The 6,535-nt window shown below is 61.9% G+C and carries 4 protein-coding genes; 3 read left to right on the top strand and 1 reads right to left on the bottom strand.

Translation table 11 applies throughout. The features are described 5' to 3' along the window. Window positions 1-450 precede the first annotated feature (450 nt). The 3 genes from T281_RS07515 (at window position 451) to T281_RS07505 (ending at window position 5,764) form a co-directional block, all read left to right on the top strand. Entirely contained in the window at window positions 451-4,215 is a 3,765-nt protein-coding gene (locus T281_RS07515) for a vitamin B12-dependent ribonucleotide reductase (protein ID WP_037236673.1), read from the top strand. Window positions 4,216-4,304: 89 nt separating this feature from the next. After that, entirely contained in the window at window positions 4,305-5,003 is a 699-nt protein-coding gene (locus T281_RS07510) for a hypothetical protein (protein ID WP_037236664.1), read from the top strand. 104 nt (window positions 5,004-5,107) lie between these two features. Then, window positions 5,108-5,764 carry a hypothetical protein gene (locus tag T281_RS07505; RefSeq protein ID WP_037236663.1) on the top strand — a complete coding sequence of 219 codons (657 nt, stop codon included), beginning with the start codon at window positions 5,108-5,110 and terminating at the stop codon, window positions 5,762-5,764. Window positions 5,765-5,821: 57 nt separating this feature from the next. Here the strand turns inward: T281_RS07505 and T281_RS07500 are convergent, their stop codons facing one another. Beyond that, window positions 5,822-6,511 carry a YggS family pyridoxal phosphate-dependent enzyme gene (locus T281_RS07500; protein WP_052037231.1) on the bottom strand — a complete coding sequence of 230 codons (690 nt, stop codon included), beginning with the start codon at window positions 6,509-6,511 and terminating at the stop codon, window positions 5,822-5,824. Window positions 6,512-6,535: the final 24 nt, after the last annotated feature.

The raw sequence follows: 6,535 nt of genomic DNA, 5'->3' as shown, positions 1-6,535 counted from the left end.
TCAGCCCGCTTCGGCAAGCGCTTATCGAGCGGCCGAAAGCGTCCGTGCTGCCCAAATCAACCCACAGCCTGTCCCCTGCTTGTCAACAGGCAAATGCAACCCGTGCACGGCTTTTGAACAGGATCGACACAACATGTAGCGCCCCTGTCAACGCAACCCCCAAGCTTTTGTGCGTTTGTTGCGGCGAAGTGACAGCCCGATTGGCGCGAATCACCTAAATATGGGCGAGCCGCTGCGGGGAGCGCCCTTCAAGGAGGACGCGGCGGCAATCATCCTCAATCGGCACATGTCTTCCAATCCAGGTTGTTTCGGCCATCCGTTTTCCGGATGCGCTGGCGTGCGCCCTCTCGTCAGAGGGTGGGTCTGTTGCGTCTGCGTCGTGTTCTGCGTCCACCAAAAAATCACTGAACAAAGCGGGCAGGCGCGATGATGCGCCGGGCAGGAGAATCCATGCGGATCGAACGGCGATTCACCACGAGCGGGCAGTCTCCCTATGAGACGATTCAGTTCCGGCAGACGACGAGCGAACTGAAAAATCCGGATGGAAAAATGATTTTCCAGCTCGAAGGCTTCTTCGTGCCGGAACAGTGGAGCCAGGTGGCCGCCGACATCATCGCGCAGAAATATTTCCGCAAGGCCGGCGTGCCCGCGCGGCTGAAGCGCGTCGAGGAAAACAGCGTGCCGTCGTGGCTGTGGCGCTCCGTGCCCGACCAGCAGGCGCTTGCCGCGCTTCCTGAGGCCGAGCGCTTCGGACCCGAAACGGACGCACGTCAGGTGTTCGACCGCATGGTGGGCGCGTGGACCTACTGGGGCTGGAAGGGCGGCTATTTCTCGTCGGAGGAGGACGCCCGCACGTTCCACGACGAGCTTTGCTACATGCTCGCGATGCAGATGGCCGCGCCGAACAGCCCGCAATGGTTCAACACCGGCCTGCATTGGGCCTACGGCATCGATGGCCCCGGCCAGGGCCACTATTACGTGGATTTCAAGACAGGCGAACTCGTCCGCTCCGCCAGCGCCTATGAGCACCCGCAGCCGCACGCCTGCTTCATCCAGTCGGTCGAAGACGATCTCGTCAACGAAAACGGCATCATGGATCTGTGGGTGCGTGAAGCGCGTCTGTTCAAATACGGCTCCGGCACCGGCTCGAACTTCTCGCGGCTCCGCAGCGAGGGCGAGCGCCTCTCCGGCGGCGGCAAGTCGTCCGGCCTCATGAGCTTCCTCAAGATCGGCGACAAGGCCGCGGGCGCGATCAAGTCCGGCGGCACCACGCGCCGCGCCGCAAAAATGGTCATCGTCGATGCCGACCACCCGGATATCGAGGCGTTCATCAACTGGAAAGTGCTGGAAGAACAGAAGGTGGCGGCGCTCGTCGCGGGCTCGAAGATTTGCGCGAAGCACCTCGCGGCCATCATGCGCGCCTGCGTGAACTGCGAAGGCCACGGCGAAGATTGCTTCGATCCTTTGAAGAATGTCGCGTTGAAGCGCGAGATCAAGGCAGCGCGCGCGGCCTTCGTGCCCGACGCCTACATCCAGCGCGTGATCCACTTCGCGCGGCAGGGCTTCAAGTCCATCGAGTTCCCGAGCTTCGACACCGACTGGGAAGGCGAGGCCTACCGCACCGTTGGCGGCCAGAACTCGAACAACACCGTTCGTGTTGATGATTCGTTCCTGCGCGCGGTCGAAGTCGACAGCGATTGGCACCTGATGTCGCGCACCACGGACAAAGCCGTTAAGACGCTGAAGGCGCGCGCGCTGATGGATCAGATCTCGGAGGCGGCCTGGGCCAGCGCCGATCCGGGCATACAGTTCCACACCACGATCAACGATTGGCACACCTGCCCGGCGAGCGGCCCGATCCGCGCGTCGAACCCGTGCTCGGAATACATGTTCCTTGACGACACGGCCTGCAATCTCGCGTCGCTGAACCTGCTGTCGTTCCGCCCGCAAGACGGCGAAGGTCGCCTCGTCGATGCGGAAGCCTTTGCACATGCGTGCCGCCTGTGGACGGTGGTGCTCGAAATCTCCGTGACGATGGCGCAGTTCCCGTCGAAGGAAATCGCGCAGCTCTCGTATGACTTCCGCACCCTCGGCCTCGGTTACGCGAACCTGGGCGGGCTCCTCATGGTCTCCGGCCTGGGCTACGACTCGGACAAAGGCCGCGCGGTCGCGGCTGCGGTGTCCGCGCTGATGACGGGCGTCAGCTATGCCACGTCGGCGGAGATGGCGAAGGAACTCGGCGCGTTCGCTGGTTACGAGCCGAATGCCGCCCACATGCTGCGCGTGATGAAGAACCATCGCCGCGCGGCCTACGGGCGCGACAACGGCTATGAGCTGCTTTCCACAAGCCCCGTTCCGCTGAAGGATGGCGTCTGCCCGCAGACCGATCTCGTTACAGTCGCTCGCGAAGTATGGGACGAAGTGATCTCGCTCGGCCAGATGCACGGCTTCCGCAATGCGCAGGTCTCGGTCATCGCGCCGACGGGCACCATCGGCCTCGTGATGGACTGCGACACGACGGGCATCGAGCCGGACTTCGCGCTCGTGAAGTTCAAGAAGCTTTCGGGCGGCGGCTACTTCAAGATCATCAACCGCGCCGTGCCGGAAGCGCTGCGGAACCTCGGTTACACGCAGACACAGATCGACGCGATCATCGCCTATGCGGTCGGACGCGGCACGCTCGCAACGGCGCCGCACATCAACCACAAGACGCTCGCCGCAAAGGGATTTACGCCGGAGAAGATCGCGGCGGTGGAAGCCGGCCTCGGCGCCGCGTTCGATATCAAGTTCGTCTTCAACAAGTGGACGCTCGGCGACGATTTCTGCAAGGGCGTGCTGAAGCTCACCGATGAGCAGATGGCCGCGCCAAGCTTCGATCTTCTTGCGGCGATCGGCTTCCCGAGGGCGGAAATCGATGCGGCGAACGAGTATGTTTGCGGCACGATGACGCTCGAAGGCGCGCCCGGCCTCAAGCCCGAGCATCTGCCCGTGTTCGATTGCGCGAACCCGTGCGGCAAGAAGGGCAAGCGCGCGCTCTCGTGGCAGAGCCACATCCGCATGATGGCGGCGGCGCAGCCGTTCATCTCCGGCGCGATCTCGAAGACGATCAACATGCCGAACTCCGCCAGCATCGCCGATTGCCGCGAAGCCTACATGCTGTCGTGGAAGCTCGCGCTGAAGGCGAATGCGCTCTACCGCGACGGCTCCAAGCTTTCGCAGCCTCTGTCCGCGCAGCTTCTCGCCGACAATGATGCGGATGCCGATGACGCTGCCGAAGCGCTTCTCGCCGCACCGCAAGGCCGTCGTGCGCAGATCGTGGCGGAGCGCGTGATCGAGCGTATCATCGAGCGCGTCCGCCTCAAGGCCGAGCGCGAGAAACTGCCGAACCGCCGCAAGGGCTATACGCAAAAAGCTGTCGTCGGTGGGCACAAGGTCTACCTGCGCACGGGCGAGTTTGAGGATGGCCGCCTCGGTGAAATCTTCATTGACATGCACAAGGAAGGCGCGGCCTTCCGCAGCTTGATGAACAACTTCGCCATCGCGATCAGCCTCGGCCTCCAATATGGCGTGCCGCTCGACGAATTCGTGGAGGCGTTCACTTTCACGCGCTTCGAACCGGCGGGCTTTGTGCAGGGCAACGAGGCGATCAAGAACGCGACGTCGATCCTCGATTACATCTTCCGCGAACTGGCTGTGTCCTATCTCGGCCGCAACGATCTCGCCCATGTCGACCCGTCTCAGATCGGCGCGACCGTAATGGGCGGCGGCGTGGCGGACGACCGGCCGGGTCAGAAGGCCGCGGCGGCGACAAACCCCGTGATCTATGCGGATCGTTATGTGTCGAAGGGTCTCACACGCGGACTTCACCACAAAGTTGTCATAGTTCAGGATCAGCCTAAGAATGAGCGAATCGGTGGCGCTGGTTCGTATGAAACACATGGCGCCCTCGCTTATGCCCTGCGTCCGGAAGATGAAGATCAGTCTCCGCTGGGTTCTTTCGATGTAAACGCGCGCGATGGGGCAAGTGCCGCGTTGAACCATTCCCATCAGACAGTACCGCTCGGAGCAAGGCCCGGTAAGGCCGACTTGCTCGCGGAAGCGCGCGCGAAGGGTTACGAGGGCGAAGCCTGCGGCACATGCGGCAACTTCACTCTCGTGCGCAACGGAACTTGTCTGAAGTGCGATACCTGCGGCGGCACGACGGGATGCTCATAAGGCTGCCATAGCGTTCGGAGGGTTTGCGCGGATTCTCGCGCAGACCTCTGGATGATCGCCTCGGACTTAGCCAAGGGCTGAACGCAACGATGGCGCTCTGGACGATCAACCAGCCGCAAGATCACGACATCTATACGATCGTGTATCTCCTCAAGGATGCGCTGAAATCGGCAATCAGCGACGCATGGTTCTTCGAAAGAACCGCGCTTCCCAAAGCCGACGTCAAAGGAGCCGGGCACGCGGAAATCGCCGCCCGGCTCGGCCGTTTCCGCGAAGGTTGCAAAACCTTCCAAGAACGCGAAGCGCTGATGCTTATGAAGATGATGCGCGCGCGGAACTGGGCTTCGGAACTGCGCAAGATCGCGCCCGATTTTCAGGACGAAATCGAACAGATGCTGGAGGCCACGTCCGCTTGCGAGGCGTTGCAGGCTGAGTTCGTCCGCGACGCGCAGCGCATGTTCAACGGCGGCGGCTCGCTCTCGCGCTTCCTGTCTCTGCGTCAGCCGGATCCGCGCAGCGCGCACCAGCCCATTCACGGCGGATCATATCTCGTGGGCGGCCGGACGGCGCTGTTTGAATTGCGCACCGCATGCGAAGTGTTTTTGGCGCAGATCGACGATGTGTTTTTCTCGGCCCGCGCTGAGGAGGTTTCGGACCTTCTGCCGGACCCCGCGCCCGTGCCCGCCGGCTTTCTTGAAGCGCCGAAGCATGAGGGGGCGCTAGCTTTGCCGCTCGCGCTGCTTGAGGATATGGCACTGGGCAAAGTCGACAAATCGCCGCTGCACTAAAACAGCGCAAAAAATTGCCGAAGATTAAATGCGACAGCTTTTCGTCAGCACGATGGCTTTAAATTTCTTCCATTGACGCGCTTTGCGAACTTTGGAGGATTTTCATGGTGGACCTGGTTGGCGGGGTTGCCTCGGCGGCCGTTTCCTCGAACCCGGAGAGTGACAACTCCGGGACAGAGGCCGTTTTCGAATCGTTGTTCTTTAAGTCTTCGGCCGAAACGTCGGATGACGCCGAAACGGAGCAGAAGGTTGAGGTTGCGGTGCAGGATCTGTTCTCCGAGCCTGCCATCACAGCTGCGGCCGACGAAGAAACGCAGGAAGAAGTCAAGGCGGCACTGACCGACATTCTGACCGATCAAACGCCGCAGACCCTCTCAAGCGATGAGACGCAGCAAGCGGTGGCGGAAACGCTGACTGATATCCTCACCGACGATACCGCGTCCGCAGCTACGGCGCAGGAAAACGCCGAGATCGAAAAGATGATCAAGGAGTGGACCAAGAGCTGGTGGGATTACTTCCAGATGGGCTCGGGCTCAGTCAGCACGTTCACCGCCGTGAAATGGGTTTCGACGACGTCTGCGGACGCTTCCGAGGCGACGATACGCCGGACGGTTACTGCGGGCTACATCGATCTCGGTGAGGGACCGCGCAGCTCGAAGGACAAGCGCAAGGACGAAATTCGCGAAAGGGTTCTGCCCGACTTCGACGAAATTGCAAGCGAGCGCGGCAACCAAAACCGGGCAGCCGAAGGCGCGTTTTGAATTATCCGCAGTTAAATCGTCTCATCCGGCGGCGGTGTTGATCTGACGCTTCCGTGCTCACCGCACGCCGAAAATCGCGGAGCCGACGCGCACAAGCGTCGCGCCCGCCGCGATGGCGGCTTCGAAGTCGCCGCTCATGCCCATGCTGAGATCGAGAAGCCCGAGTTCCTTCCGCAGCGCCGCCATCTTGTCGAAATAGGGCACCGGATCGTCGTCGAACGGCGGAATGCACATCAGCCCCGCGATGGAAAGGCCGAACTCGCGCTCGCACTGGCGCACGAACGCGGCCGCTTCGTCCGGCGCGACACCCGCCTTCTGTGGCTCCTCGCCGATATTGACCTGCACGAACAGCTTCGGTGCGCGCCCCTGCTTCTGGATTTCCTGCGCCAGCGCCGCCGCTAGCTTCGGCCGGTCAACCGTCTCGATACAATCGAAGAACGCCACCGCCTCGCGCGCCTTGTTCGTCTGGATCGGGCCGATGACGTGCAACTCCGCGCGCGGAAATTCTTCACGCAGCGGTGGCCATTTCCGCATCGCTTCCTGTATGCGATTTTCGCCGAAGAGAACGTGGCCCTGCCGGAGAACCGGCCGGATATGTTCGGCGTCGAAGGTTTTCGTCACCGCCACGAGCTTCACTGAAGCCGGATCGCGCCCCGCATTTTGCGCCGCGCGCCACACGCGCTCGCGGATCGAAAGATATGCGTCTTCAACGGCGCAGGAATTGAACGGTTGATCGTCTGTGCTCATGTCGTCCGCTTCTCTTGACCGAGG

Source organism: Rhodomicrobium udaipurense JA643 (assembly GCF_000636015.1).
GTDB classification, from domain to species: Bacteria; Pseudomonadota; Alphaproteobacteria; order Rhizobiales; family Rhodomicrobiaceae; genus Rhodomicrobium; species Rhodomicrobium udaipurense.
The sequence above is the reverse complement of the archived record's forward strand: the minus strand, read 5'-3'. Positions and strand labels throughout refer to the sequence as shown.